The organism is Microcella sp. (genome assembly GCF_040286215.1).
Classification (GTDB): domain Bacteria; phylum Actinomycetota; class Actinomycetes; order Actinomycetales; family Microbacteriaceae; genus Microcella.
This window is the reverse complement of the sequence record NZ_JAVKCK010000017.1, coordinates 269179-295359: the sequence shown is the minus strand read 5'-3', so window position 1 is coordinate 295359 and position 26181 is coordinate 269179. Positions and strand designations below refer to the sequence as shown.

Genomic DNA, 26181 nt, shown 5'->3' with positions numbered 1-26181 from the left:
CGGATGCTAGCGGCCCAGCGCCTCCTCGAGGGGCTGGGCGAGGCGCCAGGCGAGGCCGGGGGCCTCGAGCGCTCCGCGCCACTCCAGCGGGATGCTCACCCGACGATCGCCGTAGCGCACGGTGATGCTGCCCGGGTCAGGCAGTGGCCCGCCCGGTTGCAGCGCGGGAGCGCGCACCGCGGCGATGGCGCGCACCTCGCCCCACACGAGGTCGTCGAGGGTGTCGGAGACGTGAAGACTGGCTGTGGCGCCCCACTCGGTCTCGTAGCGTGCGACGAGCTGGCCCGTCGTGGCGAGGGTGATCTCATGAAAGTCGTCGCGGGCGCTCGCCAGGAGCGCACGCACGTCGTCGGCGACCGTGGGGTGGTCGGGGCCGCCGAGCACGACGCCCACGACGTCGACCTCCCGCCCCTCGATGACCTCGCGAGCGGAGAACAACAGGCACGCACCGGCCTCGATGAGCGTGCCGGTCTTGAGCCCGGTCACCCCGTCGACACCGACGATCAGGTTGCGATTCTCGTAGCTGCCGACGCCGGGCACCGTGACCTCGGGCATCGCCGCGGCGGCGGAGACGACCGGGTCGGCGAGGGCCAGGCGCCCCAGGTCGAGCAGAGCGCGGGGGCTCGCACGATTGAGGAGCGAGAACCCTGTGCTGTCGCCGACGGAGACCGAGGCGAGGTCATGCTCATCGAGCCAGACGCGCGCAGCGGTGAGGTACTCGGCGACCGAGCCGAAGGCCCACGTGGCGAGAGTCTCGGCGTAGTTGTTGGCCGAGGCGACCATCATGAGCTCGATGATGTCGCGCTGGCTGACGGTCGTCCCGACCGGCGCGGGTGCTGTGGTGCCGTCGAGGGCGCGATAACGGTCGACGAGCGCGGTGTCCGCCGCAGTGAGCGTGATCGTGGCGCCGTCTGTGCCGGCCTCGATCGGCCGAGCGTCGAGCACGACGAGGGCGGTCACGACTTTGGTGATCGAGGCGATCGGCCGTACCTCGTCGAGGCCGCGGCTCGCGTACACCTGGCGCCCGTCGGCGGCGCCGAAGGCGGCGGCGCCGTAGCCGGGGATGCTCACCTCGGGCTCGGGCGTGCTGAGCGCGGGCAAGGCCTGCAGAGCGGGCTGCGCGGCAGGCACCGGGGCGAGCGCCGCGTACGCGCCGTAGCCGAGCGTGCTCACGCCGAGCCCGAGGAGGGCGGCGGCACCGATCACGCGCACAGTGCGGCGGTGGCGAATCACGCTCATCAGTCTACGAAGAGGGGCCCGGTGCGGAGCTCACGGGGTCGCCGAGCGCGTAGAGCGCGACGGCGCTCGCGGCGGCGACGTTGAGCGAGTCCACGCCGTGCAGCATCGGAATGGTGACGACGACGTCGGCGACGTCGAGAGCGGGTCGGCTCAGGCCGTCGCCCTCCGAGCCGAGCAGCAGGGCGATGCGCGGCGGTCGGGTCGCGGCGAAGTCGCGCAGCCCTACCGCTCGGTCGTCGAGCGCAAGCGCCGCGATCGTGAAGCCGTGCTCGTGCAGCAGCGTCGCGCCCTCCGGCCACTCGGGCAGACGCGCCCACGGCACCTGCAGCACGGTGCCCATGCTCACCCGCACGCTGCGGCGGTACAGCGGGTCGGCGCAGCGTGGAGTGATGAGCACTGCATCAGCACCGAGGCCTGCGACTGAGCGGAAGATCGCCCCGACGTTGGTGTGGTCGACGACGTCTTCGACGACGACGACGAGCCGGGCATCCCGGAGCAGCTCGGCGGGGTCGCGCGGCTCGGGGCGGTGCATGCTCGCGAGGGCGCCGCGATGAAGGTGGAAGCCGGTGAGCTCCTCGAGCAGCCCCGGTGCTCCCACGTAGACGGGGACGTCGTGTCCGTGCAGTAGCGGTTCGAGGTCGTCCAGCCATCGCTCGCTCGTGAGCACAGAGCGCGGCCGATGCCCGGCGCGGAGTGCGCGGCCGATGACGGCGAGTGATTCCGCGAGGTAGAGCCCGCCTGCGGGCTCCTGCACGCGGCGTAGGGCAACGTCGGTCAGGCGCGCGTAGTCGTGCAGGCCCGCGCCATCGAGCGTCGTGAGTCGCTCGATGCGCATGCGCGGCCCCCTTCGAAAGGCGTGTCCCAGCCCGTGGAAACATATCGGAAACCGCTGGCGTTTAGTCTCGTAGGCAGAATCGACGAGGCAGGGGGAAGGCGACCGTGAGCATGATGGCGGCGGATGCTCGACCTCTTGACGCCCTCGCGCAGGCCTCGCTCTCCCAGGCCGCTGAGATCCTCGCCGGTCGCCGCATCGCCGTGCTCACGGGAGCGGGCATGAGCACCGACTCGGGCATTCCCGACTATCGCGGAGCAGGCGCGCCCGTGCGCACTCCCATGACGTACAGCCAGTTCCTCGCCGATGAGCCGTACCGCAAGCGCTACTGGGCGGGCAGCCACCTGGGATGGGATCGCTTCGCGCAGGCCCGCCCCAACCCCGGTCACGAGACGCTCGCGCAGCTCGAGGCCGACGGCACCGTGACGGGCGTCATCACGCAGAACGTGGACGGCCTGCACGTGCGCGCCGGCTCGCGCCGCGTCGTCGACCTCCACGGCAGCATGGACCGCGTGCGCTGCCTTCACTGCGGCCAGACCTTCTCGCGGGCCGCGGTCGCGAACCGCATCGCGACGCTGAACCCCTGGCTCGTGGCGGGCGACAACCACCGGATCAACCCGGACGGCGACGCCGAGGTCGACGACATCAGCCTGTTCGAGGTGCCGGAGTGCTCGGTGTGCGGCGGCACGCTCAAGCCCGACATCGTGTTTTTCGGGGAGTTCGTGCCACCCGTCAAGTTCGAGGAGGCCCGCGGCCTTGTGGCTCGCGCGGATGCTCTGCTCATCCTCGGGTCGTCTCTCGTCGTCAACTCGGGAATCCGCCTCGTCGTGCAGGCGGGCCGCAAGCGCATTCCCACGATCATCGTCAATCGCGGCGCGACGAAGGCCGACGCGCGCGCAGCGGTTAAGATCGAGGCGGGCACGACCGAGACGCTCGCCGCTTTGCGCGAGGCTCTGCGCGCCTGACCGGTGCGTGCGACCTCCGCCGCCCGGCGGAGGGAGCCTTGTGACTGCGTTCGCGCTCGTGCGCCACGGCGAGACCGACTGGAACCGCGCTCGGCGCATCCAGGGGGCGACCGATATTCCGCTCAACGACACGGGGCGCGAGCAGGCTCGTGCGGCGGGCCGCGTCGTGGCCGGTCGCGCGTGGAGCCGCGTGGTCGCCTCTCCTCTCGTGCGCGCGGCGGAGACCGCGCGGCTGATCGCCGAGGAGGCGGGGCTCGGCGAGCCCGAGCTCGACGCGGCGTTCGTCGAGCGCAACTACGGCGAAGCGGAGGGGCTCACGGGTGCGGATCTGGATGCGCGGTTCCCCGACGGCGCGGAGGTGCCGGGGAGGGAGCCGCGCGAGGCGGTGGCCGACCGTGTCCTCGCGGGCCTGCACAGGCTGGCCGCGGCGTACCCCGGCGAGGCGATCATCGTCGTCGCCCACGGCGGGGTCATCCGCAGTGTCCTGGAGTCCGTCGCGCCTGGTCGGCACCGCGAGCCGATCACGAACGGCTCCGTCCACTCGTTCCAGCACGCGGACGGCGGACTCGAGCTCGTGCGCTTCGACGACCCCATCGACGAGCAGTCGATCTTCCCCCTCGCCGAGGACTTCCTCGAGCAGAACGCGCTGGCCAGGCGCGAACGGGAGCGCGAGCACACGGCGGGCGCCTAGTGGCAGGCTCGGGGGCGCAGCGCTTCGCCGCGGCGACGGCGCACCTGGGCCTCGTCCCGCAGCGGATGCCCGACTCGACCCACACGGCTGCAGAGGCCGCGGCTGCGGTGGGCTGCGAGGTCGGCGCGATCGTGAAGTCTCTCGTGTTCCTCGCCGACGGCGAGCCCGTGCTCGTGCTGGTCTCGGGCGACAACCTTGCCGACCTCGAGCGTCTGAGCGCGGTTGTGCAGGCGGAGATCTCGAAAGCGGATGCGCGCACGGTCAAGAGCGCCACGGGCTTCTCGATCGGGGGCGTGCCCCCGATCGGGCATCCCGTGCCGGTGCGCACGATCGTCGACGAGTCGCTGCTGCGGTTCGAGACGGTGTGGTCCGCCGCGGGCGATGCCCAGACGGTGTTCCCGGCTTCGCCGCTCGACTTGCTGGCGTGGTCCGGCGGCACGCTCGCCGCGGTCGGCACGCGCTGAGCGCTCAGCTGCTCCTGCCGTGCTCGGCCTGCTCACGCAGCAGCTCGAGCAGCACAGCGGCCGAGCGACTCCAGTCGAATCGCGCGGCCTCCACCGGTGCGGCGGCGGATCGCCGCTCCCACTCCCCCGGCTCGAGAAGCTCGCGGATGCGCGCGGCGAAAGCCTGAGCATCCCCGACCGTCGCATACAGCGCCGTCTCGCCGCCGATCTCGCGGAAGATCGGGATGTCGCTGACGACGACGGGTGTACCGCGCCCCATGGCCTCCACGAGCGGGATGCCGAAGCCCTCGTCGCGCGAAGCGCTCACGAGCGCCGTGGCGCGGTCCAGCAGCGCCGCGTACTCCTCGTCGCTCACCCCGTCGTGCACGACGAGCGCATCCCGCGGCGCCGCGCTCTCCAGGAGCGCGCGATCTGTCGGCAGGATGCGACTCAGCAGGTGCAGGCGTGCACCCGGCAGGAGGTGGAGGGCGGCGACGAGGGTCTCGACGCCCTTGTAGGGCATGAACGACCCCATGTACACGAGCTCGATACCCGTGGGCAGGATGCGCGGCTCCACCGTCTCCGGCCGACCTGCGGCGTTCGGCACGACCGTGATGTCTCGCCGCGTAAGTCGGTGCTCGAGCATGAGAGATCGTGTTGTCTCGCTCACCGTGACGACCGCGTCGGCGCGGTTGAGCAGCAGACGCTGCGGCCACCAGGCCAGGTGGTAGAGGCGCCATCCGAGGCGCACCGGCCAGGGCAGGTCGCGCGGCGGCGTGGGGTGCGCGTAGTAGATGAGGTCGTGCAGGGTCAGCACGAGCGGATAGCGCCGACCCAGCGCTCCCATGGTCTGCATGGGCGAGAACACGACGTCGGGGGCGAAGCGGTTCACCCGCAGCGCGACGACCGGCTCTCGGACGCTCGTCGGCCCGCTCACCCGGTGCCAGGGCAGACCCTCGGGCAGCATGGCGAGCTGGCGCTCGTCGCTCACCAGCAGCTCGAGCGACTCGGATGCGCTGAGGAGCGGGAGCAGGGCATCCACGATGCCGGCGGTGAATCGGCTGATGCCGTCGTGGCGGGGAAAGCGCACGTAGCGGCAGTCGACGATGATCCTCACGCGAGGAACTCGCGGATCGCTGTGGCCGCCGCCTCGGGAGTCTCGTAGTGGATGAGATGGCCGACGTCGGGAATCTCGACGAGGCGGGCCTCGGGGAAGAGCGTCACGAGCTCCCGTTGCCGCGCGATCGGCGTGATGTCGTCATCGGCGGCCGCCACGAGCAAGCTCGGCACGGCAACCGACGCGGCGAACTCGGAGACGTCGTGCGACACCGACGCGCGGAACGCCTCCAACAGCATGTCCCGCGTCGCGAAGCCCGAGAAGTAGCGATCGTGCTCGGCGTGGATCCAACGTCGTAGCTCGCGGTCCCGCGTCTTCGCCATCGTGACGCTCATGATGCGGGTGACGGCCCGGCTGCGCAGCACCGCGAAGCCGAGTCGGCTCGGCAGTGCCGCACCCGCGCGGTAGAAGGCCACCGCGAGCCGGGTGAGGATGCCGCGAGGTCCGGAGAGCGCGGGGGCGCCGATCGGGTTGACGAGCACCAGCCTCGGCGTGGGCGTGCCGCTTGCGATCGCCGCGCTCGCGACGATCGATCCGAACGAGTGGCCGAGGACGGTCGCCTGACCGCGAACTCCCAGCTCCTGCAGCAGTGCATCGAGCCAGGTCGCGTACGAGGCGATGTCGTGGGGGCGGCCGACGAGCGGCGCCGACAGACCGAAACCCGGCAGATCGGGCGAGAGGATGCGGAACTCGGGCAGGTACGCGACCACCGGCTCAAGGCCGTGGTGGTCGCCGCGGAATCCGTGCACGAGCACAACGGTGCGCTCCGCGTCCTCCGGTCCGTACTCGACCAGATGAGTGCGGGATCCGAGCACATCGACCTCGCGGCCGCGGCGCGGGATGCGCTCGAGGCGGGCTGCGTAGGGAGACGGGGCGGACATCCGAATCAGTCTAGGTCGGCCCGGGATGTGGAAGCGGTTCTCGAGCCGGTCTACAGTGGTGAGCACTGTCCGCCCCCGGCGCCGAGGAGCGTTGTGAACTTCACTGCACCGATCACCCTTCCCGGCCTGACCCTCGACCCGAACTGGCATCGCCGGAGCGTGTTCTACGAGGTCATGGTTCGGTCGTTCGTGGACGGCAACGGCGATGGAACCGGAGACCTCGCGGGGCTCATCTCCAAGCTGGACTACCTTCAGTGGCTCGGCGTTGACGCCCTGTGGCTCCCGCCCTTCTTCCAGTCGCCGCTGCGCGACGGCGGCTACGACGTGAGCGACTACACCGCGGTGCTGCCTGAGTTCGGCACGATCGACGAGTTCCGCGAGCTCGTCACGAAGGCCCACGAGCGCAACATGCGCATCGTCATCGACCTCGTGATCAACCACACCTCCGACCAGCACCCGTGGTTCCTCGCCTCCCGCGAGGACCCCGAGGGCCCGTACGGCGACTACTACGTGTGGAGCGACACCGATGAGAAGTACGAGGACATCCGCATCATCTTCGTGGATACGGAGGAGTCGAACTGGGCATTCGATGCCGAGCGCCGCCAGTTCTACTTCCACCGCTTCTTCTCCCACCAGCCCGACCTGAACTTCGAGAACCCGAAGGTGCACGAAGAGATCTTCAACGTGCTGCGCTTCTGGGCCGATCTGGGTGTCGACGGCTTCCGGCTCGACGCCATCCCGTACCTCTACGAGAGCGACGGCGGCAACGGCGAGGGCGAGCCGGCCACGCACGACTTCGTCAAAAAGCTGCGCACCATGGTCGACACCGAGTACCCCGGCCGAGTGCTCATCGCCGAGGCGAACCAGTGGCCGAACGAGGTCGCGGAATTCTTCGGCACGGCTGAGGAGCCGGAGTGCCACATGGCCTTCGACTTTCCCGTCATGCCTCGCATCTTCTACGCGCTGCGCTCGCAGCAGGCGACGGAGCTGCGGCGTCAGCTCGGCGAGGAGACCGCGGCGCCCCCCGGCAGCGCATGGGGCGTGTTCCTGCGCAACCACGATGAACTCACCCTCGAGATGGTCAGCGAGGAGTATCGGCAGGCGATGTACGGCTGGTACGCGTACGACCCGCGCATGCGCGCGAACATCGGAATCCGACGCCGATTGGCTCCCCTGCTCGACAACTCGCGCGCCGAGCTGGAGCTCGCGCACGCCCTGCTCTTCGCCCTCCCCGGCAGCCCGTTCCTGTACTACGGGGACGAGATCGGCATGGGAGACAACATCTGGCTCCCCGACCGTGACAGCTCCCGCACGCCCATGCAGTGGACTCCCGACCGGAACGCGGGCTTCTCCCATGCCGATCCGGGAAAGCTCTACCTCCCCGTCGTGCAGTCGCTCGTCTACCACTACAACCAGATCAACGTCGAGAGTATGCTCGCGCAGCCGCGCTCGCTCCTGCACTGGATTCGCAACGTCATCCACGTGCGCAAGGCCCACCCGACCTTCGGTCTGGGCACCATGCGCGTGCTCGAAACTGACCACGAGTCGGTGCTCGCCTTCGTGCGCGAGTACGAGGGCTCCGGCGGCCAGCTCGGCGATCCCGCCGAGCGCATCCTCTGCGTGTTCTCCTTCGCCCACAATCCAGTCTCGGCGACGATCGATCTGCCCGGTCTCGAGGGCCGGATGCTCTCGGATCTCTTCGGAGGCTCAGCTTTCCCCGCGATCGGCGACGACGGCCGGCTCACGCTGACGCTCGGCAGCCAGAGCTTCTACTGGCTGCATGTCGGCGAACGGGGTGTCGCCGGCCCCGCCTAGGCTGGCCCCGTGACCGATCTTCTGGGCGACCTCGCCGTATTCGATCTCGAGACGACGGGGGTCGACGTGCGCACGGCGCGCATCGTGACCGCCTACCTGGGGGTTCTCGACGCCACGGGCGCCGTCGCCTCCTCGCGGTCCTGGCTCGCCGACCCGGGCATCGAGATCCCGGAGGGCGCCGCGGCCGTGCACGGCATCACGACCGAGCGTGCGCGCGCTGATGGGCGCCCCGCCGCAGAGGTCGTGCGTGAGATTCTCGCCGAGCTGCGCGCGCACCTCGGCCGAGGCCTGCCCCTCGTCGTCTACAACGCCCCGTACGACCTGACGCTCCTGGCGCACGAGGCTGGGCGGCACGGCCTCGAGCCGATCCCGGCCGTCTCCCCCGTCATCGATCCGCTCGTGATCGACAAGGCGGTCGACCGGTACCGTCGGGGCAAGCGCACACTCGAAGCGGCCTGCGCGCACTACGGCGTTCTGCTGGAAGGCGCGCACGACGCGAGCATCGACGCGATCGCGGCAGGGCACGTCGCGCGCGCCATCGTTGCGCAGCACGCTGCGGCCCTGCCCGGCACTCTCCCCGAACTCCACGCTGCTCAGGTCGCCTGGCATGATGCCCAGGCCGACAGCTTCGAGGATTATATGCGCCGGCAGCGTGACCGGCACTTCACGGCCGATCGCGGTTGGCCCGTGCGCCGCTCCTAGCCCGCTGCAGCGTCAGTGCGCGACCGGATGAGGTCGGCTGAGTGCGGATGGCGGGAGCGACGAAGGGCCCCGCCTCTCGGCGGGACCCTTCGAGAGGCGCTGAACGCCGACTAGTTGCCGAAGCCCTTGAAGCGCTGGTTGAACTTCTCGACGCGGCCGGCGCTGTCGAGGATGCGCTGCTTGCCCGTGTAGAACGGGTGCGAGGCGGACGAGATCTCGACGTCGATCACCGGGTAGGTCTCGCCGTCGAGCTCGATCGTCTTCTCGCTGCTGACCGTGGAACGGGTCAGGAAGGTCTCACCCGACGCGAGGTCGCGGAAGACCACCGGCGCGTACTCGGGGTGGATGTCAGTCTTCATGCTGGTTGTCCTTGTGTTCACTCGAAATCAGGGTGCTGCAGGTCTGGGATGAGACAGGGTCTCGGTGGCGCCGCGCCAGCGGCAGAGCCAAGGGTCAACGATAGCAGAGCAGGAACCAGCGGGGGCGCTACGCGGCGCGCGCAGTGAAGCGATCGCCGTCGCGCTGGACGACGAGGTCGAGGCCGAAGGCGCTCGTGAGCTTCTCGCTCGTGATGACCTCGGCGAGCGGTCCGCTCGCCGTGATCGAGCCGTGGGTCAGCAGAAGCGCATGGGTGAAGCCTGCGGGGATCTCCTCCACGTGGTGGGTGACCATCACCATTGCGGGCGACTCCGACGAGGAGGCATAGGCGCCGAGCAGCTGCAGCAGCTCTTCACGCGCACCGAGATCGAGGCTCGCGGCCGGCTCATCGAGCAGCAGCAGCTCGGGATCGGTCATGATCGCTCGAGCGATCTGGACCCGCTTCTGCTCCCCGTCGCTGAGACTGCCGAAGCGGCGGTCCTCGAACGAGTCGAGGCGCCACTCGCGCAGCACGCGCTGAGCACGCCGGACGTCGACGTCGTCGTAGCTCTCGTTCCACCGTCCCGTGACGGCATGCGCACTCGTCATCACCACGTCGAGCACGCGCTCGTCCTGCGGAATACGCCGCGCGAGCGCCGTGGAGGCGAAGCCGATGCGCGGACGCAGCTCGAACACGTCGCTCGAGCCGAGTCGCTCGTCGAGCACAGTGGCGCTACCGCTCGAGGGGTGCAGCAGAGAGGAGGCAAGCTGAAGGAGCGTGGTCTTTCCCGCACCGTTGGGCCCCAGCACGACCCAGCGCTGCTCGGAGCCGACCTGCCACGTGATCTCCGAGAGGATCGCCGAACCATCGCGGGTGAGAGAGACATCGTCGAAGTGCAGAACGCCAGCCATGATGACTCCAGCGTAGAGCACCCGGGCTAGTGCACGAGGCTGCGGTAGAGCGCGTTCGTGCGCTCGGCGATGCTCGACCACGAGAACTCGCGTTCGGCCCGTTCGCGGCCAGCGGCACCCATCGCTGATGCCGTTGCCGGATCGCTCACGATCTGCGTCAGGGCCGCGGCGAGATCGGCGACGAAGCGCTCAGGATCGAGAGGAGTACCGGAGCCGTCGTGCACCTGGTCGATGGGAACGAGCAGGCCGGTCACGCCGTCGTCGACCACTTCGGGAATGCCGCCCGTGGCGGTGCCGACGACCGGCGCTCCGCAGGCCATCGCTTCCAAATTCACGATGCCGAGCGGCTCGTAGACACTGGGGCACACGAAGGTCGTGGCGCTGGAGAGGACGGCGCACAGGTCGTGGATACCGAGCATCTGGTCGATCCAGACGACACCGGAGCGCTCCTCTTGGAGGGATGCGACGCCCGTCCGCACCTCCTCGAGAATCTGCGGAGTGTCCGGAGCTCCGGCGCACAGGATGAGCTGAACCTCAGGCGGCAGCCGACGCGCGGCCTCGAGCAGGTAGGGCAGCCCCTTCTGACGCGTGATCCGCCCGACGAAAACGACCGACGGGCGGTCGGGGTCGATGCCCAGAGCGCGCACCGCGGCCGGGTCATCCACGCGACGCCAGCGGTCGAGGTCGATGCCGTTGTGGATGACCGAGACGCGGGAGTCGTCCAGGCCCGGGTAGCATCGCAGGATGTCGCGACGCATCCCGTCGCTCACGGCGACGACGGCGTCGGCGGCCTCGAAAGCGCTCTGCTCGATCCATCGTGAGATCGCGTACCCTCCTCCCAGCTGCTCCGCCTTCCAGGGACGCAGCGGTTCGAGACTGTGCGCCGTCACGACGTGGGGGATGCCGTGCAGCATCTGCGCCAGGTGACCGGCGGCGTTGGCGTACCAGGTGTGGGAGTGCACCAGGTCTGCGCCGGCGACATCCTGGGCGATCGCCAGGTCGACGCCGAGCGTTGCGAGCGCAGGATTCGCCGCGGTCAGCGACCCGGGGACGAGGTACGACTGCGTACCCTCCTCGTCGCGCGGCGCCCCGAAGCACCGCACGCGAACCTCGAGGTGCTGGCGCAGTGCATGGACGAGCTCGGCGACGTGCACCCCCGCTCCGCCGTAGACCTCCGGTGGGTACTCCCTGCTGACGATGTCGACGCGCATGACTCGACGGTAGTACAGAGGGCCCCCTGGCCCCGCACCCCACGCTCGCCTACTGTGGGGTTATGCCGTCACCGAAGATCTTTGGAATCGTGCTCGCGGGTGGTGAGGGAAAGCGCCTCATGCCCCTGACGGAGGACAGGGCGAAGCCAGCGGTGCCCTTTGCCGGTGGGTACCGGCTCATCGACTTCGCCCTCTCCAACCTCATCAACTCCGGGCTGCGCCAGGTCGTCGTGCTCACGCAGTACAAGAGCCACTCTCTCGATCGGCACATCTCGCAGACCTGGCGTCTGACCGGGATGCTCAATGCCTACGTCGCCTCCGTTCCCGCTCAGCAGCGGCTCGGCAAGCGGTGGTTCTCCGGCTCTGCCGACGCGATCTACCAGAGCCTCAACCTCATCCGTGATGAGAAGCCCGACATCGTCGTCGTCGTGGGCGCCGACCACGTCTACCGCATGGATTTTCGCCCCATGATCGAGGCTCATATCGACAACCGCGCCGGGGTCTCCGTGGCGGGGATCCGCCAGCCGATCGCCCTCGCCGACCAGTTCGGGGTCATCGAGACGGACCCGGCCAACCCTCAACGCATCGCGGCATTCCACGAGAAGCCGAAGAGCCCGGTCGGCCTGGCGGACGCCCCGCACGAGGTGCTCGCCTCGATGGGCAACTACGTCTTCGATGCCGATGTGCTCATGGACGCGGTGGTGCGCGACAGCGACAACCCCGAGTCGAGCCATGACATGGGCGGCGACATCGTGCCCGACTTCGTGCGCAAGGGCGAGGCATTCGTCTACGACATGAAGCGCAATATCGTGCCGGGATCGACCGATCGAGACCGCGACTACTGGCGCGATGTCGGAACGATCGAGTCGTTCTTCGACGCGCACCAGGATCTCATCTCGGCGCTCCCCGTCTTCAACCTGTACAACGGAGACTGGCCGATCTACTCCCAGCAGCTCAACTCGCCCCCGGCGAAGTTCGTGCGCGACGCGGAGGGCCACAACGGCGACGTCATCGACTCGATCGTCTCGCTCGGCTCTGTGATCTCGGGGAGCCATATCGAGCGCTCGGTGCTCGGTCCGTGGGTGGTCGTGGAGTCAGCGAGCATCACCGACGCGGTTGTCTTCGAGCGCACGACGGTCGGCCCAGGGGCGACCGTACGGCGCGCTATTCTCGACAAGGACGTCGTGGTCGCGCCTGGTGCTCAGGTCGGAGTCGATCACGACGCGGATCGCGCTCGTGGCTTCACCGTCACCGAGACGGGGATCACGGTCGTCGGCAAGGGTGCGATCGTCGAAGCCTGAGTCCGCCGCTCATCACCCCGTCGAGAAGGAGCCCTCCCACCCCATGGCTCGCTTTCTGGTCATCCTCGATGTCGACTCGACCCTCATCGAGGAAGAGGCGATTGAGCTCCTGGCACGCGAAGCGGGCTCGGGCGATCTGGTGGCCGCGGTCACCGCACGGGCGATGGCGGGCGAGCTCGATTTCGCCCAATCCCTCCAGGAGCGGGTCGCCACCCTCGCGGGTCTGGGCTCCGAGATCGTCGCCGAGCTGGCCTCGAGCATCCATCTCACGCACGGTGCTCGCGAGCTCGTCGACGGCGTGCACGCCGCAGGGGGCGCGATCGGCGTCGTGTCCGGCGGGTTCCACGAGCTTCTCGACCCCCTGGCCGCTTCACTCGGGCTCGACCACCACCGTGCTAATCGGCTCGGCGTCGAGGCGGGAGAGCTCACCGGCACGACCGAGGGGCCTATCGTCGATGCCGCTGCGAAGGCCGATGCCGTGCGGGAATGGGCGGCCGCTCACGGCCTGCCGCTCGCGCGCACGATCGTCGTCGGAGACGGCGCGAACGACCTTGCCATGATGGAGATTGCGGGTCTGTCGATCGCCTTCGATGCGAAGCCCATCGTCTGCGAGTCCGCCCACGTGTGCCTTCCCGATCGCGACCTCTCCGCGGTTCTCGCGGTGCTCGGCCTGCGAGGCTAGTCGACTGCGCGGATCAGTGACCCATGCCGAGGCCGCCGTCGACGGGGATCACGGCACCGCTGATGTAGGCCGCATCATCGCTGGCGAGCCACGTCACCACTCGAGCAACCTCGAGCGGCGTCGCGAAGCGCCCGGCCGGGATGCTTGCGCGATAGTCCGCCTGCTGATCGTCGGGAAGGGCAGCGGTCATGTCGGTCTCGATGAATCCCGGTGCGACGACGTTCGCCGTGATCCCCCGGGCGCCGAGCTCGCGCGTGAGCGAGCGGGCGAACCCCACGAGGGCCGACTTGGAGGCGCTGTAGTTGACCTGGCCCGCGGAGCCGAGCAGCCCGACGACGCTCGAGATGAGGATGACGCGGCCGAAGCGCGCCTTGAGCATCCCTTTGGAGGCACGCTTGACAGTGCGGAAGGCACCCGTGAGATTCGTGTCGACGACTGCGGTGAAGTCGTCCTCCGACATGCGCATGAGGAGCGTGTCGCGCGTGATGCCGGCGTTCGCGACGACCACCTCGACCGGGCCGAGCTCGGCCTCGACGGCCGTGAAGGCGGCGTCGAGCGACGCCGAGTCGGTCACATCTGCCGTGACGGTGAGCGCCCCATCCGGTCCGGTGCCGGAGCGGGCGGTGACGGCTACGCGGTGGCCCTGGGCGAGAAACTCCTCGGCGATCGCGAAGCCGATGCCGCGATTGCCGCCGGTCACGAGAACGGTGCGCTGGGTGGTCATGGGCATCAAGCATATGCGCAGGCCCGCGGGCTACGATCGCTTCACCATGAAGCCTGCATCCGCCGCGATCACGAGCCTGCCTGAGTCGCCCGACGACGAACGCCGCGACCGCATGGTCAAGTACTCGATCGCCATGGGGGTGCGCATGCTGTGCATCGCCGCTTGTTTCTTCGTACCAGGCTGGTGGATGCTGCTGCCCGCGGCGGGCGCGGTCATTCTGCCCTACATTGCCGTCGTCGCGGCGAACACGGTCGCCTCGCCCCGAGGTCGCGACGTCGAACGCCCGGGCTCCATCGTGCGGGTGGGCCCGCAGGGCGGCGCGGCGTGATCGACCTGCCCGGAGCGATCTCCGGCACGCGGTGCTCGCGCAGCGGGTGCCGGTCGCCCGCGGAGTGGGCCGTGAACTGGCGCAACCCGCGCATCCACGGCGCGGACCGGGTGAAGGTCTGGCTCGCCTGCGATGAGCACCGCGACTACCTGTACGACTACGTCGACGCGCGTGGCTTCCCCGTGACCCTCACTCCCGCAGGAACGGTTGTCGAGAGCCTCCCCGATCGCGACGACCCGCGCGATCGGGAAGACTAGAAGCGTGAGCATTCTGCGCCTCGCGGCGAGTCGGCGGTGGTTGGGGTGGCTCGCCTTCACGACGCTCTTCGCCGTCGTCTGTGTCGCTCTGGCGCAGTGGCAGTGGGCCCGCCGGCTGGAAGCGGTCGCCGATATCAGGGTCGTTGCCGAGAACTGGGATGCGGCTCCTGTCGCCCTCACCGACGTGCTTCCGGAGGGTGAGGCTCTCGACCCGGAGCGGGAATGGACGCCCGTCGTCGTCGTCGGCGAGTACGTGCTCGATGAGCAGCTGCTTGTGCGCAATCGTCCTCTCGGTGGGCGCCCGGGATTCGAGGTGCTGACGCCGCTGGCGCTCGACGACGGCAGGGTGCTCATCGTGGACCGCGGTTGGCTGCCGACGGGCTCCCAGCAGGACTCCCCCGATGCGCTTCCGGCCCCGCCGCGCGGTCGGGTCGAGGTTATCGTGCGACTCAAGCCCGGAGAGCCGACGTTGCCGGGCCGCGGAGCGCCTTCTGGCCAGGTGGCGACGATCCACCTGCCTTCTCTCGCGCAGCTGGTCGAGTCGGGTGCCGTCATCACGGGTGCATACGGTCTTCTCGCCGAAGAGGATCCCGCCACGGTCGAGCGGCCGGTGGCGGCAACGCGCCCGGTCGCGGATGAAGGGCCGCACCTGAGCTATACGTTCCAGTGGTACCTGTTCGCCCTGCTCGGCTTCGTGGGCTACGGCTGGGCGCTGCGCCAGGAATGGCGCGGACTGCACGGCCTCGAGCCGACCGCGTCGCGCCGCGGACCAAGTGATGCCGACGAAGAGGATGCGCTACTCGACGGCCTGCGCTGAGCGGGCCGCCGTTCGCGGGTGATCGACGGGCGCGGCGCAGGCTCAGGCGAGGGCGATGAGTTCGGCGTAGTCCTTCGTCCACAGATCCTCGACGCCATCGGGCATGATGAGCACGCGCTCGGGGTTGAGCGCCTCGACCGCGCCCTCGTCGTGGCTCACCAGGACGACCGCGCCGGAGTACGCTGCCAGAGCGCCGAGGATCTCCTCGCGACTGGCGGGGTCGAGGTTGTTGGTCGGCTCGTCGAGCAACAGCAGATTCGCCTTGGAGACGACGAGCGTGGCCAGAGAGAGCCGTGTCTTCTCTCCACCGGAGAGCACACCGGCAGGCTTCTGCACATCGTCGCCGACGAACAGGAACGACCCCAGAACGCTGCGCGCCTCGCGCTCGGTGATGGCGTCGGAGGCGCTCATCATGTTCTCCAGCACGCTCCGTCGCGTGTCAAGCGTCTCGTGCTCCTGGGCGTAGTAGCCGACGCGCAAGCCGTGGCCCGGTTCGAGCACGCCCGTGTCGGGGTCGTCGACCCCGGCGAGGATGCGCAGAAGCGTCGTCTTGCCGGCACCGTTGAGCCCGAGGATCACGACCTTTGAGCCCCGGTCGATCGCCAGGTCGACGGAGGTGAAGATCTCGAGCGACCCGTAACTCTTCGACAGGTTGTGCGCCTGCAGCGGCGTCTTGCCGACCGGGGCGGGGTCGGGGAACCGCAGCTTCGCCACGCGCTCGACGGCGCGCACCTCGTCGAGCCCCGAGAGCATGCGCTCGGCGCGCGCGACCATCTGATGGGCGGACGCCGCCTTCGAGGCCTTCGCGCCGAAACGCGCTGCCTGCAGCTGCAGGGCGCTCGCCTTCTTCTCGACGTTGGCGCGCTCCTTCTTGCGCCGTTCGGCATCGGCCTCGCGCTGGCGCAGATAGTTCTTCCAGCCCATGTTGTAGATGTCGATGACCTGGCGGTTGCCGTCGAGGTAGAAGACGCGGTTGACGGTCTCCTCGACGAGCGCGACATCGTGGCTGATGACGATGAACCCGCCCTGGTAGGCCTTGAGGAACTCCCGCAGCCAGACCACCGAGTCGGCATCGAGGTGGTTGGTGGGCTCGTCGAGAATCATCGTCTCGGCATCGCTGAAGAGGATGCGGGCCAGCTCGATGCGGCGACGCTGCCCACCCGACAGCGTGCTGAGCGGCTGACCGAGGATACGGTCGGGCAGATTGAGGTTGCTCGCGATGGCTGCCGCCTCGGCCTCGGCGGAGTAGCCGCCGAGGGCCTGGAAGCGGTCCGTCAGACGGCTGTACCGCGCCATGGCCTTCTCCGCGACGGAGGGGTCATCGCTGCCCATATCGACACCAGCCTGCTGCAGCTCGAGCACGATCGAGCCGAGCCCCCGGGCATCCAGGATGCGGGTGCGCGCCAGCTGGTCGGGGTCGCCCGCGCGAGGATCCTGGGGAAGGTAGCCGATCTCGCCCGTCCGGGTGATCGTGCCGCCCGTCGGCTGGCCCTCGCCCGCGAGCGCACGCGTCATGGTCGTCTTCCCGGCGCCGTTGCGCCCCACCAGCCCGACCTTGTCCCCTCTGTCGACCCGGAAAGAGACGTCCGCCATGAGCAGGCGCGCACCGACCCGAATCTCGAGGTCTTGCACAGCGAGCACAGCAAACGTCCTGTTCTTTGGTGGGATTCGACGGACCCGGCGCACGGGGGCCAGCCCGATAGTCTAGCTGTGTCCCGACCCATGATCCTGTGTGAGGAAGACCACTGTGACGATCGCCTCCCCCGCCTTGTCTCGCCCCACCCTGGTGGACCGCCTCGTGAGCCGCAGCCTGGCCACGGATGCCGCCCTCGTCGTCGCCGGCACGGCGCTCGTCGCGATCCTCGCCCAGGTGGCGATTCCGCTGTGGCCGGTTCCTGTCACCGGGCAGACCCTCGCCGTGCTGCTGGTCGGCGCCTCCCTCGGTGCCGCGCGCGGCGCCGCATCGCTCACGCTCTACGCCCTTCTCGGCGGGCTCGGGCTGCCGATCTACAGCGACGCCTCCTCCGGATGGACGGTTCTTCTCGGGCCGACCGGCGGCTACATCCTCGGGTTCATCGCCTCGGCGGCGATCGTCGGCTGGGCTGCCGAGCGCCAGTGGGACCGAGGCTGGTTCAAGCCTTTCGTGACGTTCATCGGCGGCTCGATCGTGGTCTTCGCCATCGGCCTGCCGTGGCTTGCCGTGTCGCTGGGCCAGCTCGGCCTGCCGAACGATCTGGGAGCCGTCCTCGCCTCGGGCTTCATGCCCTTCATCATCGGCGGGGTGATCAAGGCGGCCATCGCCGCAGCGCTCATGCCGCTGCTGTGGCGTGTGGCGGAGAAGCGCGGGCGCACTGCCGAGTAGCGCGCGCGGATTCCCGTCACCGAGGCCTCACCGCCTGTCGGCGGAGCGTTGGGCACTGACAGCCCACCGGGCTGTCAGATGCTGAAGCCCAACGCTCTCATCATGTCGCGGCCGTCGTCGGTGATCCGCTCGGGACCCCACGGGGGCATCCAGACCCAGTTGATGCGGAACTGCTCCACAATGCCGTCGAGGGAGTTCGCGATCGACTCCTCGATGACATCGGTGAGCGGGCAGCCGGCGCTCGTGAGGGTCATGCTGATGATGAGGGCGTCAGACTCCTCATCCCAGGCGAGGTCGTAGACGAGGCCCAGGTCGACGATGTTGACGCCCAGCTCGGGGTCGACGACATCCTTGAGCCCCTCCTCGACCTCGTCGAAGAGCTTCGGTTCGAGTGCAGTGGGCATGGCGATCAGTGTACGGGCGCGCCCGCGGTGTAGCGATCGTAGCCCTCGTTCTCCAAGCGCTCTGCCAGTTCCGCGCCGCCCTGCTCGGCGATGCGGCCATCGACGAAGACGTGCACGAAGTCGGGGGTGATGTACCGCAGGATGCGGGTGTAGTGCGTGATGAGGAGCACGCCGAGATCGGTGTTGTCCTTCACCCGGTTGACGCCCTCGGAGACGATCTTGAGCGCATCGACGTCGAGACCGCTGTCGGTCTCGTCGAGCACGGCGATCTTGGGCTTCAGCAGCTCGAGCTGCACGATTTCGTGCCGCTTCTTCTCGCCGCCGGAGAACCCCTCGTTGACGTTGCGCTCGGTGAAGCCCGCGTCCATGCGCAGTGCCTCCATCGACGTCTTGAGATCCTTGACCCACGACCGCAGGGGCGGCGCCTGGCCGTCGAGCGCGGTCTTCGCGGTGCGAAGGAAGTTGGAGACGGTCACCCCGGGTATCTCGACGGGGTACTGCATGGCGAGGAAGAGTCCGGCCTTCGCACGCTCGTCGACGCTCATGGCGAGCACGTCTTCGCCGTCCAGGGTGATCGACCCCGAGTCGACGGTGTAGCGGGGGTGACCGGCGATCGTGTAGGCGAGCGTCGACTTGCCGGACCCGTTGGGGCCCATGATGGCGTGGATCTCGCCCGAGTTGATCGTGAGGTCGACGCCACGCAGGATCGGTGTCGTGCCCTGGTCCGTCTCGATGCTGACGTGGAGGTCGCGGATGATGAGTGAGGTCATGGTCTGACAGTCCTTTACTACTGGGGCGTCGGGTCGACGAAGATGTCGCCGTCGGTGATGGTGACGGCGAAGACGGGCACCGGCTCGTAGGCCGGGAAGTTGCGGGGCGCACCGCTCGCGAGGTCGAACTTCGACCCGTGGGCCCAGCACTCGATGGCGTCATCCTCGACGAAGCCCTCGGAGAGAGAGATCTCGCCGTGCGTGCAGGTGTCGCCGAGCGCGTGCACCGCGCCTGAGGAGTCCTTGACGACGGCGATGGGAGTGCCCTCGATGACGACGCGCATCGCTGTGGCGGGAGCGAGCTCGGTATCGGAGCATACGCGAGTGGCGGTCACGGCCTAGATCACCTCGATCTGTGCGAGCTCGGCCTCGATGGCGGCGAGCAGGCGCTCCTGGAGCGCCGCGTTGCCGATCTTCTGCACGACGTCAACGAGGAAGCCGTGCACGACGAGGCGCCGTGCCTCCGGCTCGGGCACACCGCGTGAGCGCAGGTAGAACAGCTGCTCGTCGTCGAACCGGCCGGTAGCGCTCGCGTGGCCGGCGCCCGCGATGTCGCCCGTCTCGATCTCCAGGTTCGGAATCGAGTCAGCGCGCGTGCCGTCGCTGAGCACGAGGTTTCGGTTCTGCTCGTACGAGTCGGTGCCCGTCGCGTCACGGCCGATGAGCACGTCGCCGACCCAGACCGTGCGAGCCTTGGCGCCGTTGAGCGCTCCCTTGTAGTTGACGCGGCTCACCGTATGGGGCGCGATGTGGTGCACGAAGACGCGCTGCTCGAGGTGCTGCCCGGCATCAGCGAAGTAGAGGCCGAGCAGTTCGCCGTGAGCGCCCTCCCCCGCGAGCCGAGCGGAGGGGTTGACGCGCACGAGCGCGCCGCCGAGCGAAACGACGACGTGCTTGAGGCTCGCATCACGGTCTACTCGTGCGAACTGGCTCGAGAGGTGCACCGCGTCGTCATCCCACTCCTGAAGGCTCACGACGGTGAGCTGAGCGCCCTGCTCCACGACGATCTCGACATTCTCCGACAGACGGGCGGGGCCCGAGTTGTCGATGATGACGAGACCGCGCGAGTTCCGGCGTGCCGTGATGACGGTGTGCGCCGCGCGCGGAGCAGCGTCCGGGCTCGCGCGGCGGATCGTCACCTCGACCGCGGACTCCGAGGTGAGCGTGACGGCGTGCGCCTTCTCGAAGGAGCTCCACGCGTTCGCGGCGGCACGCTCCTCGGCGAGTCCGGCGGAGCCCACGCGCGGGTCGCCCCGGTCGATCCACTCGCTCGTGACGCCCGGGGCATCCGTGACCTCGACCGGCAGCGCACCGCCATCGAGCGTGTCGTCGATGAGGTCGCGTGCGGAGTCGACGGGCGTCAGGCGCCACTCGAGCTCGTGACCGGTGACCTCGGGAAAGTCGTCGTGCGACGACGACGCGAAGCGCTCCGAGCGGGTCTGAACAGGGACGGGTGAGCCGGGGCCGTGCGCGTGCTCAGTGGCACCGGGCACGACACGGTCGGTGTCGATGGCAGAACTCATCTAGCCTACGGATCCTTCCATGCTCATCTCGATGAGCTTGTTGAGTTCGAGCGCGTACTCCATAGGCAGCTCGCGAGCGATCGGCTCGATGAAGCCGCGAACGATCATCGCCATGGCCTCATCCTCCTCAAGGCCGCGCGACATCAGGTAGAACAGCTGCTCCTCGCTGACCCGCGACACCGTGGCCTCGTGGCCGAGTTGCACGTCGTCGACGCGGATGTCGATGGCCGGGTAGGTGTCCGACCGCGAGATGGTGTCCACGAGCAGCGCGTCGCAGCGCACGGTGTTCGCCGAGTGGTGAGCGGTGGCGTCCACGCGCACTTCACCGCGGTACCCCGCGCGGCCTCCGCCGCGCGCGATCGACTTCGAGACGATCGACGACGTCGTGTACGGCGCCATGTGGATCATCTTCGCGCCGGCGTCCTGGTGCTGGCCGGGGCCCGCGAACGCCACGGAGAGGGTCTCGCCCTTCGCGTGCTCGCCCATGAGGAAGATCGACGGGTACTTCATGGTGACCTTGGAGCCGATGTTGCCGTCGATCCACTCCATCGTCGCGCCCTCGTGCGCGACGGCACGCTTCGTGACGAGGTTGTAGACGTTGTTCGACCAGTTCTGAATCGTCGTGTAGCGCACACGGGCGTTTTTCTTGACGATGATCTCGACCACAGCGGAGTGCAGCGAGTCACTCTTGTAGATCGGTGCCGTGCATCCCTCGATGTAGTGCACGTAGGAGCCTTCGTCCGCGATGATGAGCGTCCGCTCGAACTGGCCCATGTTCTCCGTGTTGATGCGGAAATAGGCCTGCAGCGGGATGTCGACGTGCACTCCCGGCGGCACGTAGACGAACGATCCGCCCGACCAGACGGCCGTGTTGAGAGCGGCGAACTTGTTGTCGCCCTCCGGGATGACCGTGCCGAAGTGCTCCTCGAAGAACTCGGGGTGCTCGCGCAGAGCCGTGTCGGTGTCCATGAAGATGACACCCTGCTGCTCGAGGTCCTCGCGGATCTGGTGGTAGACGACCTCCGACTCGTACTGGGCTGCGACGCCCGCAACGAGGCGCTGACGCTCCGCCTCCGGGATGCCGAGCTTCTCGTACGTCGCCTTGATGTCGTCGGGGAGATCCTCCCAGCTCGTCGCCTGCTTCTCGGTGGAGCGCACGAAGTACTTGATGTTGTCGAAGTCGATGCCGGAGAGATCGGCGCCCCACAGCGGCATGGGCTTCTTGCCGAACATCTCGTAGCCGCGCAGACGCTTCTTGAGCATCCACTCCGGCTCGCTCTTGAGACGGGAGATGTCGGTGACGACGTCAGCGTTGATCCCCCGGCGCGCGGTGGCTCCCGCTGTGTCGGAGTCGGCCCAGCCGAATTCGTACTGACCGAGTCCCTCCAGTTCGGGTCGGTCGATGAGCACGTCTGACATGCGATTCCTCTCCTTTGCCGAACCCAACCCGTGGTGGCCCTCAGGCATTCCTGCTCCTGAGCGTCGGGAGCGAGCTCCCTCTCGTGGGCGTCGGGCTGTTGCTCAATGAACGCGCCTACACTGACCTCGTACTCGAGGCCGGGCGCTGAATCTCCGCGAATCTCGCGATCGTCATTGATGAGCTTCAACGATCCTACAGGCCCGCACTGAAATGAGGAGGAAGCAGACCGTGAATCGGCTGTGGCAATGGTTCCCCACGACCGTCGACCGCCGGGTGCGCGTGATCGCGTGGGCGTCGCTCGTCTCGCAGATCCTCATCGTCGGCACGGGCGGTGCGGTGCGCCTCACGGGATCGGGCCTCGGCTGCCCGACCTGGCCCCGCTGCACGGAGGACTCCTTCGTCGCGACACCCGAGATGGGCATCCACGGCATCGTCGAGTTCGGAAACCGGCTCCTCACCTTCGTGCTCATCATCATCGCGCTGCTCGCCTTCCTCTTCGTCGTGCGGATGCGACGCGAGCGCCCTGAGCTGCTCAGGCTCACGGTGGCACTGGGGCTCGGCATCATCGCTCAGGCGATCATCGGCGGCATCACCGTGCTGACGGGCTTGAACTCCTGGATCGTGGGTCTGCACTTCGTCGTCTCCAGCGTGCTCGTCGCTCTGGCCGCTGTGCTCGTGCACCGCGTGTACAACGGGCGCGCGACCACACGTCTCGCGGTTCCCGCGCCGGTGCGCGCGCTCGCCATCGCCACTGCGGTCGGCGTGTGGGCGACCATCCTCGTCGGCATCGTCGTCACGGGCTCAGGGCCGCACGCGGGAGACGCCGACACGCCCCGCAACGGCTTGGACCCCGAGGTCTGGCAGCACGTCCACTCGTGGCCCGCATACATCACGGCGGCGCTGAGCGTACTGCTGCTCATCGCCGCGATGCGGGTCGGTCACGCTCCGCTGCGTCGGGCAGTCATCGGGCTGCTGGCGGTCGAGGCGGTGCAGATGGCCGTCGGCCTCGCGCAAGCGCGACTCGGGCTGCCCGAGTTGCTCGTCGGCGCGCACATGGTGCTCGCCTGCGTCCTGGTCGCGGTGCTCACGCACGTGCTGCTGACCCTCCGCGAGAGCGAAGGCGTCGCGCCTCGCACCGGCGCCCTCGGTCAGAAGGGCAGCAGCGGGTCGACTGCCACACCGATGAAGAGCAGTGTGAGGTAGGTATTGCTCACGTGGAAGACGCGCATCGGCGCGGCTTCCCGCCCCGCGGCAGCGCGGGAGTAGAGACGGTGGCTTTCCACGACGAACCACCCGCCTGCGACCACCGCCATCGTGGTGTAGAGCGCGCCCATGCTCGCCACAGGGATGAGCATGAGCGACATCACGACCGTTGCCCAGGCGTAGAGCACCACCTGGATGCTCACCACGGCTTGCTCGCGCAGCACAGAGAGCATCGGCACACCCACCGAGGCGTAATCGGCGCGGTACTTCATCGAGAGCGGCCAGTAGTGCGGCGGCGTCCACAGGAAGATCACGAGAAACAGGATGAGCGGCGCCCAGTCGAGTGAGCCCGTGACCGCGCTCCAGCCGATGAGAACGGGGAAGCAACCGGCGATACCGCCCCAGACGATGTTCTGCTCCGTGCGTCGCTTGAGCACGAGGGTGTAGACGAAGACGTAGAACAGGATGGCGGCGAGTGCGAGGCCGGCCGCAAGAGCGTTGGTGGTCAGCAGCAGCCACGCGATGGAGACGAGGCCGATGATCCAGGCGAAGCCGAGCGCCTCGCGATCGGAGAGCTCCCCCGTCACGAGAGGCCGCTTGCGCGTGCGATTCATGATGCGGTCGATGTCACGGTCGAGATACATGTTGAACGCGTTCGCCGAACCCGCGGCGAGAGAGCCGCCGAGGAGCGTCGCCGCGACGAGGCCGAGATCGGGCAGCCCACCCTCGGCGAGGAACATCACGGGCACGGTCGTGATGAGGAGAAGCTCGATCACGCGCGGCTTCGTCAGGGCGACATAGGCGGCGAGAAGGCGACGGAATCCGCGGCGACGAGAGGTCAGAGGCTGATCGAGCGCGGTATCCATGTCGCCTCTTCGGCCGTGTCGAGCAGGCACAGTCTACGGGAGGCGCCCTGGACGGTCGCCGGGGCGCATGCCGCCCGGCGCGACCCCGCTCCCTATACTGGGCTGTGCTTGTCAACCGCACCTTCCGTCTCTCGAACGGAGCGCATCGCGCTCGGGTGGAGTGCGGTCAGGATCGAGGACGATCCGGGCAAGGGGCTACCTCGCGGGGCGCCACCCACCAAGGTCCCGCGGTCGATTCGAGAAAGGGCACCACTGCTGCCATGACCGACCTCACCTGGAACGAACTGGATTCCGCCGCCGTCGACACGGCCCGACTGCTCGCGGCCGACGCCGTCGAGAAGGTGGGCAACGGGCATCCCGGAACGGCCATGAGTCTTGCGCCTGTCGCCTATCTGCTCCACCAGAAGGTCATGCAGCACGACCCGAGCGATCCGTACTGGCTCGGTCGGGACCGCTTCATCCTCTCGGCCGGGCACTCCTCGCTCACGCAGTACGTGCAGCTCTACTTGGGCGGCTACGGCCTCGAGCTCGCCGACCTCCAGGCGCTCCGCACGTGGGGTTCGAAGACCCCCGGCCACCCCGAGTTCGGACACACCGATGGGGTCGAGATCACGACCGGCCCGCTGGGACAGGGGCTCGCCTCCGCCGTCGGATTCGCCTACGCGGCGCGATTCGAGCGCGGTCTGCTCGACCCCGAGACAGCCCAGGGCGAGAGCGTCTTCGACCACCACATCTTCGTCATCGCGAGCGACGGCGACGTTCAGGAGGGTGTGACGAGCGAGGCAGGCTCGCTCGCCGGCCACCAGCAGCTCGGCAACCTCATCGCGATCTACGACGCGAACCAGATCTCCATCGAGGATGACACCGACATCGCCTTCACGGAGGACGTCGCGGCGCGCTACGAGGCGTACGGCTGGCACGTGCAGACGGTCGACTGGAAGACGACCGGCGAGTACGTCGAGGACGTCCAGGCCCTGCACGCGGCCATCGAGGCCGCGAAAGCCGAGTCGAGCAAGCCCTCGCTCATCGTCGTGAAGACCATCATCGGCTGGCCTGCGCCCACCAAGCAGAACACGGGCAAGATCCACGGCTCGGCTCTCGGCGGCGACGAGCTCGCGGCGACGAAGGTCGCGATGGGTGCCGACCCCGACAAGCACTTCGATGTAAGCGAGGAGGTGCTCGCGCACACCCGGACGGCGGTCGAGCGGGGCGCGCGGCGGCGCGCGGCGTGGCAGGAGCGTTTCGAGGTCTGGGCCACGGCGAATCCCGAGCGAAAGGCGCTCCTGGATCGCATGCAGGCGGGCGAGCTGCCGAGTGGCATCGAGGATGCTCTTCCCACCTTCGAGGCGGGCTCGAGCGTCTCCACACGCGCGGCATCGGGCAAGGTCATCAACGCGATCGCGAGCGTTGTGCCAGAGTTCTGGGGCGGCTCCGCTGACCTCGCGGAGTCGAACCTCACGACCATCGCCGAGGGCGGCTCCTTCGTGCCCACGGAGCACTCGACCGAGCAGTGGAGCGGGCACCCCTACGGGCGTGTCCTGCACTTCGGCATTCGCGAGCACGCGATGGGGTCGATTCTCAACGGCATCGCCCTGCACGGTCGCACGCGTGTCTTCGGGGGAACGTTCCTCATCTTCAGCGACTACATGCGGCCGGCGGTGCGCCTCGCCGCGCTCATGCGGATTCCCGTGACGTACGTGTGGACGCACGACTCGGTGGCGCTCGGGGAGGACGGCCCGACCCACCAGCCGATCGAGCAGCTCGCGGCACTCCGCGCGATCCCGGGCCTCGACATCGCCCGTCCGGCGGATGCGACAGAGACCGCCTGGGTGTGGAAGTCGGTGCTTGAGCGCCACGACCGACCGGTCGGCCTCGCCCTCACTCGCCAGAACATTCCCGTCTTCGAGCGGGGAGAGGGCGCCGCGGAGGGCGATACGCTCGCGTCGGCGCGCTTCGCAACCCAGGGTGCGTACATTCTCGCGGAGGCTCCGGGCGGCACTCCCGACGTGATCCTGCTCGCGACCGGCTCCGAGGTGCAGCTCGCGGTCGAGGCGCGCACGCGCCTCGCGCAAGACGGTGTGAACGCCCGCGTGGTGTCCGCTCCGTGCCTCGAGTGGTTTGACGAGCAGAGCGACGAGTACCGCGAGTCGGTGCTTCCCGCGTCCGTGACCGCTCGCGTCTCTGTGGAGGCGGGTCTCGCTCTCAGCTGGCATCGCTATCTCGGCTCGCGCGGCCGCGCCGTCTCGATCGAGCATTTCGGCGCATCGGCCGACTACCAGACGCTCTTCCGCGAGTTCGGCATGACGACGGAGGCCGTCGTCGAGGCCGCGCGCGCCACCCTCGCCGCCGGCTGACGCCT

28 protein-coding genes are annotated in these 26181 nt (G+C 68.7%); 13 read left to right on the top strand and 15 right to left on the bottom strand.

All coding sequences use genetic code 11. The annotated features are described in order from the left end of the window. Positions 1–6: 6 nt before the first annotated feature. Entirely contained in the window at positions 7–1233 is a 1227-nt protein-coding gene (locus RJQ01_RS09180) for a D-alanyl-D-alanine carboxypeptidase family protein (protein ID WP_350476419.1), read from the bottom strand. A 10-nt stretch (positions 1234–1243) separates the two neighbouring features. Then, on the bottom strand, positions 1244–2074 hold the full coding sequence (locus tag RJQ01_RS09175; protein WP_350476418.1) for a TrmH family RNA methyltransferase: 831 nt from the start codon (positions 2072–2074) through the stop codon (positions 1244–1246). A gap of 113 nt (positions 2075–2187) precedes the next feature. Between RJQ01_RS09175 and RJQ01_RS09170 the strand changes: the two genes are divergently transcribed. Genes RJQ01_RS09170 through RJQ01_RS09160 form a run of 3 tightly spaced genes read left to right on the top strand, consistent with a single transcriptional unit; the run spans position 2188 to position 4191 of the window. Continuing rightward, complete coding sequence (locus tag RJQ01_RS09170; RefSeq protein ID WP_350476483.1) at positions 2188–3036, top strand: Sir2 family NAD-dependent protein deacetylase; 849 nt, start codon at positions 2188–2190, stop codon at positions 3034–3036. A gap of 40 nt (positions 3037–3076) precedes the next feature. Continuing rightward, the gene (locus RJQ01_RS09165; protein ID WP_350476417.1) at positions 3077–3727 is read left to right on the top strand and encodes a histidine phosphatase family protein; all 651 of its coding nucleotides are present in this window, start codon (positions 3077–3079) and stop codon (positions 3725–3727) included. Continuing rightward, complete coding sequence (locus RJQ01_RS09160) at positions 3727–4191, top strand: YbaK/EbsC family protein (protein ID WP_350476416.1); 465 nt, start codon at positions 3727–3729, stop codon at positions 4189–4191. The genes RJQ01_RS09165 and RJQ01_RS09160 overlap by 1 nt, the downstream gene beginning before the upstream one ends. Positions 4192–4195: 4 nt before the next feature. On the opposite strand, the gene RJQ01_RS09155 is transcribed toward RJQ01_RS09160, so the two are convergent. Continuing rightward, positions 4196–5287: a glycosyltransferase family 4 protein gene (locus RJQ01_RS09155; protein WP_350476415.1), complete on the bottom strand. Its 1092-nt coding sequence runs from the start codon at positions 5285–5287 to the stop codon at positions 4196–4198. After that, the gene (locus tag RJQ01_RS09150) at positions 5284–6168 is read right to left on the bottom strand and encodes an alpha/beta fold hydrolase (RefSeq protein ID WP_350476414.1); all 885 of its coding nucleotides are present in this window, start codon (positions 6166–6168) and stop codon (positions 5284–5286) included. Before RJQ01_RS09150 ends, RJQ01_RS09155 begins: the two co-directional genes overlap by 4 nt. 93 nt (positions 6169–6261) lie before the next feature. Between RJQ01_RS09150 and treS the strand changes: the two genes are divergently transcribed. Next, the gene (gene treS, locus RJQ01_RS09145; protein WP_350476413.1) at positions 6262–7983 is read left to right on the top strand and encodes a maltose alpha-D-glucosyltransferase; all 1722 of its coding nucleotides are present in this window, start codon (positions 6262–6264) and stop codon (positions 7981–7983) included. A gap of 9 nt (positions 7984–7992) precedes the next feature. After that, the gene (locus RJQ01_RS09140) at positions 7993–8685 is read left to right on the top strand and encodes a 3'-5' exonuclease (protein WP_350476412.1); all 693 of its coding nucleotides are present in this window, start codon (positions 7993–7995) and stop codon (positions 8683–8685) included. Positions 8686–8795: 110 nt separating this feature from the next. Here RJQ01_RS09140 and RJQ01_RS09135 read toward each other — a convergent pair whose 3' ends face one another. The 3 genes from RJQ01_RS09135 to glgA form a co-directional block, all read right to left on the bottom strand. Next, a complete protein-coding gene (locus RJQ01_RS09135) occupies positions 8796–9044 on the bottom strand; it encodes a type B 50S ribosomal protein L31 (protein WP_152582814.1) in 249 nt (82 codons plus the stop codon). Between the two features lie 127 nt (positions 9045–9171). Then, positions 9172–9954: an ABC transporter ATP-binding protein gene (locus RJQ01_RS09130; RefSeq protein WP_350476411.1), complete on the bottom strand. Its 783-nt coding sequence runs from the start codon at positions 9952–9954 to the stop codon at positions 9172–9174. Between the two features lie 26 nt (positions 9955–9980). After that, on the bottom strand, positions 9981–11165 hold the full coding sequence (gene glgA, locus RJQ01_RS09125; protein ID WP_350476410.1) for a glycogen synthase: 1185 nt from the start codon (positions 11163–11165) through the stop codon (positions 9981–9983). A gap of 62 nt (positions 11166–11227) precedes the next feature. Between glgA and glgC the strand changes: the two genes are divergently transcribed. Continuing rightward, a complete protein-coding gene (gene glgC, locus RJQ01_RS09120; RefSeq protein ID WP_350476409.1) occupies positions 11228–12466 on the top strand; it encodes a glucose-1-phosphate adenylyltransferase in 1239 nt (412 codons plus the stop codon). Between the two features lie 43 nt (positions 12467–12509). Continuing rightward, a complete protein-coding gene (serB, locus tag RJQ01_RS09115) occupies positions 12510–13148 on the top strand; it encodes a phosphoserine phosphatase SerB (RefSeq protein WP_350476408.1) in 639 nt (212 codons plus the stop codon). Positions 13149–13161: 13 nt separating this feature from the next. Here serB and fabG read toward each other — a convergent pair whose 3' ends face one another. Further along, the gene (gene fabG / locus RJQ01_RS09110; RefSeq protein ID WP_350476407.1) at positions 13162–13872 is read right to left on the bottom strand and encodes a 3-oxoacyl-ACP reductase FabG; all 711 of its coding nucleotides are present in this window, start codon (positions 13870–13872) and stop codon (positions 13162–13164) included. A gap of 46 nt (positions 13873–13918) precedes the next feature. On the opposite strand from fabG, the gene RJQ01_RS09105 reads away from it, so the two are divergent. Genes RJQ01_RS09105 through RJQ01_RS09095 form a run of 3 tightly spaced genes read left to right on the top strand, consistent with a single transcriptional unit; the run spans position 13919 to position 15274 of the window. Continuing rightward, positions 13919–14200 carry a DUF3099 domain-containing protein gene (locus RJQ01_RS09105; protein ID WP_350476406.1) on the top strand — a complete coding sequence of 94 codons (282 nt, stop codon included), beginning with the start codon at positions 13919–13921 and terminating at the stop codon, positions 14198–14200. Beyond that, positions 14197–14457: a hypothetical protein gene (locus tag RJQ01_RS09100; RefSeq protein WP_350476405.1), complete on the top strand. Its 261-nt coding sequence runs from the start codon at positions 14197–14199 to the stop codon at positions 14455–14457. The genes RJQ01_RS09105 and RJQ01_RS09100 overlap by 4 nt, the downstream gene beginning before the upstream one ends. 4 nt (positions 14458–14461) lie before the next feature. Further along, positions 14462–15274, top strand: coding sequence for an SURF1 family cytochrome oxidase biogenesis protein (locus RJQ01_RS09095; protein ID WP_350476404.1), 813 nt, complete (start codon positions 14462–14464; stop codon positions 15272–15274). Between the two features lie 42 nt (positions 15275–15316). Here RJQ01_RS09095 and RJQ01_RS09090 read toward each other — a convergent pair whose 3' ends face one another. Beyond that, positions 15317–16915: an ABC-F family ATP-binding cassette domain-containing protein gene (locus RJQ01_RS09090; RefSeq protein ID WP_350476403.1), complete on the bottom strand. Its 1599-nt coding sequence runs from the start codon at positions 16913–16915 to the stop codon at positions 15317–15319. A gap of 106 nt (positions 16916–17021) precedes the next feature. Between RJQ01_RS09090 and RJQ01_RS09085 the strand changes: the two genes are divergently transcribed. Continuing rightward, entirely contained in the window at positions 17022–17636 is a 615-nt protein-coding gene (locus tag RJQ01_RS09085; protein ID WP_350476402.1) for a biotin transporter BioY, read from the top strand. A 74-nt stretch (positions 17637–17710) separates the two neighbouring features. Here the strand turns inward: RJQ01_RS09085 and RJQ01_RS09080 are convergent, their stop codons facing one another. The 5 genes from RJQ01_RS09080 to sufB are packed head-to-tail and all read right to left on the bottom strand — an operon-like array spanning position 17711 to position 21752. Next, positions 17711–18040, bottom strand: coding sequence for a metal-sulfur cluster assembly factor (locus tag RJQ01_RS09080; protein ID WP_100822755.1), 330 nt, complete (start codon positions 18038–18040; stop codon positions 17711–17713). 5 nt (positions 18041–18045) lie between these two features. Further along, positions 18046–18810 carry a Fe-S cluster assembly ATPase SufC gene (gene sufC, locus RJQ01_RS09075; protein WP_350476401.1) on the bottom strand — a complete coding sequence of 255 codons (765 nt, stop codon included), beginning with the start codon at positions 18808–18810 and terminating at the stop codon, positions 18046–18048. Between the two features lie 17 nt (positions 18811–18827). After that, positions 18828–19145: a non-heme iron oxygenase ferredoxin subunit gene (locus tag RJQ01_RS09070; protein WP_350476400.1), complete on the bottom strand. Its 318-nt coding sequence runs from the start codon at positions 19143–19145 to the stop codon at positions 18828–18830. 3 nt (positions 19146–19148) lie between these two features. After that, the gene (gene sufD / locus RJQ01_RS09065) at positions 19149–20333 is read right to left on the bottom strand and encodes a Fe-S cluster assembly protein SufD (protein ID WP_350476399.1); all 1185 of its coding nucleotides are present in this window, start codon (positions 20331–20333) and stop codon (positions 19149–19151) included. After that, on the bottom strand, positions 20334–21752 hold the full coding sequence (gene sufB, locus RJQ01_RS09060) for a Fe-S cluster assembly protein SufB (RefSeq protein ID WP_350476398.1): 1419 nt from the start codon (positions 21750–21752) through the stop codon (positions 20334–20336). It lies immediately after the preceding gene. 229 nt (positions 21753–21981) lie between these two features. On the opposite strand from sufB, the gene RJQ01_RS09055 reads away from it, so the two are divergent. Continuing rightward, positions 21982–22956: a COX15/CtaA family protein gene (locus RJQ01_RS09055; RefSeq protein ID WP_350476397.1), complete on the top strand. Its 975-nt coding sequence runs from the start codon at positions 21982–21984 to the stop codon at positions 22954–22956. On the opposite strand, the gene RJQ01_RS09050 is transcribed toward RJQ01_RS09055, so the two are convergent. Beyond that, positions 22902–23822: a heme o synthase gene (locus RJQ01_RS09050; RefSeq protein WP_350476396.1), complete on the bottom strand. Its 921-nt coding sequence runs from the start codon at positions 23820–23822 to the stop codon at positions 22902–22904. The two genes, RJQ01_RS09055 and RJQ01_RS09050, sit on opposite strands and share 55 nt — an antisense overlap. A gap of 260 nt (positions 23823–24082) precedes the next feature. Here RJQ01_RS09050 and tkt point away from each other — a divergent pair, with 260 nt between their 5' ends. Continuing rightward, positions 24083–26176, top strand: a complete 2094-nt coding sequence (gene tkt / locus RJQ01_RS09045) for a transketolase (RefSeq protein WP_350476395.1) — start codon at positions 24083–24085, stop codon at positions 26174–26176. The last annotated feature ends 5 nt before the right edge of the window (positions 26177–26181 follow it).

What these genes read in the sequence shown, in the direction of transcription:
- RJQ01_RS09175 (WP_350476418.1), bottom strand. Translation starts at nt 2,074, where the DNA reads ATGCGCATCGAGCGACTCACGACGCTCGATGGCGCGGGCCTGCACGAC.
- RJQ01_RS09170 (WP_350476483.1), top strand. Translation starts at nt 2,188, where the DNA reads ATGGCGGCGGATGCTCGACCTCTTGACGCCCTCGCGCAGGCCTCGCTC.
- RJQ01_RS09150 (WP_350476414.1), bottom strand. Translation starts at nt 6,168, where the DNA reads ATGTCCGCCCCGTCTCCCTACGCAGCCCGCCTCGAGCGCATCCCGCGC.
- RJQ01_RS09135 (WP_152582814.1), bottom strand. Translation starts at nt 9,044, where the DNA reads ATGAAGACTGACATCCACCCCGAGTACGCGCCGGTGGTCTTCCGCGAC.
- RJQ01_RS09130 (WP_350476411.1), bottom strand. Translation starts at nt 9,954, where the DNA reads ATGGCTGGCGTTCTGCACTTCGACGATGTCTCTCTCACCCGCGATGGT.
- glgA (WP_350476410.1), bottom strand. Translation starts at nt 11,165, where the DNA reads ATGCGCGTCGACATCGTCAGCAGGGAGTACCCACCGGAGGTCTACGGC.
- glgC (WP_350476409.1), top strand. Translation starts at nt 11,228, where the DNA reads ATGCCGTCACCGAAGATCTTTGGAATCGTGCTCGCGGGTGGTGAGGGA.
- serB (WP_350476408.1), top strand. Translation starts at nt 12,510, where the DNA reads ATGGCTCGCTTTCTGGTCATCCTCGATGTCGACTCGACCCTCATCGAG.
- fabG (WP_350476407.1), bottom strand. Translation starts at nt 13,872, where the DNA reads ATGACCACCCAGCGCACCGTTCTCGTGACCGGCGGCAATCGCGGCATC.
- RJQ01_RS09105 (WP_350476406.1), top strand. Translation starts at nt 13,919, where the DNA reads ATGAAGCCTGCATCCGCCGCGATCACGAGCCTGCCTGAGTCGCCCGAC.
- RJQ01_RS09080 (WP_100822755.1), bottom strand. Translation starts at nt 18,040, where the DNA reads ATGCCCACTGCACTCGAACCGAAGCTCTTCGACGAGGTCGAGGAGGGG.
- sufC (WP_350476401.1), bottom strand. Translation starts at nt 18,810, where the DNA reads ATGACCTCACTCATCATCCGCGACCTCCACGTCAGCATCGAGACGGAC.
- sufD (WP_350476399.1), bottom strand. Translation starts at nt 20,333, where the DNA reads ATGAGTTCTGCCATCGACACCGACCGTGTCGTGCCCGGTGCCACTGAG.
- sufB (WP_350476398.1), bottom strand. Translation starts at nt 21,752, where the DNA reads ATGTCAGACGTGCTCATCGACCGACCCGAACTGGAGGGACTCGGTCAG.
- RJQ01_RS09050 (WP_350476396.1), bottom strand. Translation starts at nt 23,822, where the DNA reads ATGGATACCGCGCTCGATCAGCCTCTGACCTCTCGTCGCCGCGGATTC.
- tkt (WP_350476395.1), top strand. Translation starts at nt 24,083, where the DNA reads ATGACCGACCTCACCTGGAACGAACTGGATTCCGCCGCCGTCGACACG.